Source organism: uncultured Georgenia sp. (assembly GCF_937958535.1).
Classification (GTDB): Bacteria; Actinomycetota; Actinomycetes; order Actinomycetales; family Actinomycetaceae; genus Oceanitalea.
The window spans coordinates 1-2138 of record NZ_CALGNQ010000177.1; the positions used below are offsets into that span (position 1 = coordinate 1).

A 2138-nucleotide genomic window follows, 5' to 3' on the forward strand; every position below is an offset into this window, starting at 1 on the left:
CTCCGCGGAGGCCGCTGGTCCCGGATCGGCTGTCTGCGGGACGACGCGGGCCCGTCCTTGCCGGTGGAGCAGGCGGAGCGCCGCGAGCGTGCGGGCGGCGTCGTCCAGGTCGAGGTCGAGGACGGGGTCGATGCGCAGACCGAGCACCACCCGCCGGGGCAGCGGGACCTGCCCCAGCCGGAGGACCTCGCGGGCAGGCCGGGCCCACCGGGGCGCGGTGAGGTGGGCGACCCCGTCACCGAGCACCGCCCGCCAGCTCGCGACCGTGGCGGTCGCCTCCTCGGGCCGGGTGGGACAGGGCGCGACCTCGACCACGGCCACGCCGCTGGCCAGGAGCTGGGCGGCCAGCCCCAGCCCCACGTCGGTGACGCAGCCGTCCACCTGGACGACGAGGGTGCGGCGTCCCACCCGGGGCAGTGTCGCGTCGGCGCAGAGGAGCACCACCCGCTCCGGGGTGTCGTGTGCGGCGAGCCAGCGCAGCAGCCGCGCGGTCGGGTCGGACATGGCGGTCGGCCCGGGTGCCCCCGGTCAGCCCTCGGACCAGGTCTCGACGAGCCGGTCCACCGTGGCGACCCGCTCGGTGACGAGCTGTGCGGTGACCGCCGGGTCGTGCGGGTCGGAGGCGCGGCCGGCAGCGAGCCCGACCAGGAAGGCGGTCAGCGGGGCACCGGGCCGGGACGGGCCGTGGGCGACGTCGCGGACGAGCCCCAGGAGGTGGGGGACGGTGTCGTCGAGCAGGGCCGGGTCCACCCCCAGCTCGGCGCAGACCGCGTCGAGCCAGCGACGCATCTGCGCCATGCGGGCGGCCTCGTCGGTCATCGGTCCTCGGCCCCGAACACCTCGGTGGCCCACTTCCAGGCGGCGATGGTGGCGGGGAAGCCGCGGGTGGTCAGGCCGAGCAGGATGACGTGCTCGATGGCCTCCCGGCTCGCCCCGGCGTCCAGCGCCTTGCGGACGTTGGACCGGACGGCACCGTCGGCCTGCGCCCCGATCGCGATCCCGAGCTTGACCAGCCGCAGGGTCTGCTCGTCCAGCGGGCCGGCGGCGTCGACCGACCGGGCCACGGCGTCGTGCTGGTCCACGACCTCACCGAAGCGACGACGGAAGGACCGGTAGACCTCGGGCAGGTACTCCGTGTGCTCGTCCATGGCGCAATCGTGGCACAGTGACCTCGGCGCCGACCCCGGGACGCAGGTCCCAGGTCCAGCGGTCCCGGCAGGTGGGGATACTGGCGCGGAGCCGGAAGGAGGGACGGTGGGCCGACGTCCGACCAACCGGGCCGCCCGGCGGCCCGGACGCGGCTGGGTGCCCGACCAGCACGGCGCCTGGGCCATGGTGACGGTGCCGGTGCTCTGCGGGGTGGTGCTCAGCGGGCCGAGCCTGCGGCACCTGCCGCTGCTCGGGCTGTGGTGGGTGGGCTACCTGGCCTTCTTCGCCACCGGGCGGTGGCTCCGTTCCCGGCGCAAGGCCCGCTACCTGCCGCCGGTCCGGGCGTACACGGCGGCCATGGTCCCCTTCGCCGTCGCCCTGGTCGTCCTCACCCCGCACCTGGTCGTGTGGGCGGTGCCGTTCGCCCCGCTGGTGGCGACGACGGCGTGGTGCTCGGCGAACCGGAGGGACCGCTCGCTGCTCAACGACCTCGTCACCATCGGGGCAGCGGGGCTGATGACGGCGGTGGCCTACGACGCCGGCGTCGCCGGCGCGGGCGGGGTGTGGGGCAGCGGGTGGCTCGCCGGCACCGGCTGGTGGGGCACCTCCCGGGCCGCCGTGCTGCCCGGTGCGGCGGCGGACGGGTCGCTGGTCGGGTGGTCCTGGGTCTGGCTGGTCACGGTGCTGCTCACCGCCTACTTCGTCGGGACCATCCTCTACGTCAAGGCCAACATCCGGGAGCGCGGCAACCGGCGGTACCTCGTGGCCTCCGCGGTCTACCACCTCGGCTGGTTCGGCGCCGCGCTGCTGCTCGCCGCTGCCGGCCCGGTGCGCTGGCTGCACGCCGCCGTGTGGGGCGGGCTCGCGGTCCGGGCGGTCGTGGTCCAGCACGCGGCGGCGCGGCGGGACCGGCCCTTCCCGCCGGTCCTCCTCGGGATGGGGGAGATCGTCGCGTCGCTCGCCGTCGCCCTCACCCTGCTGCTCTGACC

3 protein-coding genes and 1 pseudogene are annotated in these 2138 nt (G+C 76.2%); 1 reads left to right on the forward strand and 3 read right to left on the reverse strand.

From position 1 onward, the window contains the following. The 3 genes and pseudogenes from Q0195_RS09355 to Q0195_RS09365 form a co-directional block, all read right to left on the reverse strand. Window positions 1-504: pseudogene (locus tag Q0195_RS09355) on the reverse strand (hypothetical protein); the annotation flags it as partial. A 24-nt stretch (window positions 505-528) separates the two neighbouring features. After that, window positions 529-819: a DUF6457 domain-containing protein gene (locus Q0195_RS09360; RefSeq protein WP_299277489.1), complete on the reverse strand. Its 291-nt coding sequence runs from the start codon at window positions 817-819 to the stop codon at window positions 529-531. Next, complete coding sequence (locus Q0195_RS09365; protein ID WP_299277491.1) at window positions 816-1148, reverse strand: carboxymuconolactone decarboxylase family protein; 333 nt, start codon at window positions 1146-1148, stop codon at window positions 816-818. Before Q0195_RS09365 ends, Q0195_RS09360 begins: the two co-directional genes overlap by 4 nt. 106 nt (window positions 1149-1254) lie before the next feature. Here Q0195_RS09365 and Q0195_RS09370 point away from each other — a divergent pair, with 106 nt between their 5' ends. Beyond that, on the forward strand, window positions 1255-2136 hold the full coding sequence (locus tag Q0195_RS09370; protein WP_299277492.1) for a YwiC-like family protein: 882 nt from the start codon (window positions 1255-1257) through the stop codon (window positions 2134-2136). Window positions 2137-2138: the final 2 nt, after the last annotated feature.

Bases quoted from the DNA above. Each gene is read 5' to 3' on its own strand.
- Q0195_RS09360 (WP_299277489.1), bottom strand. From the start codon at position 819: ATGACCGACGAGGCCGCCCGCATGGCGCAGATGCGTCGCTGGCTCGAC.
- Q0195_RS09365 (WP_299277491.1), bottom strand. From the start codon at position 1,148: ATGGACGAGCACACGGAGTACCTGCCCGAGGTCTACCGGTCCTTCCGT.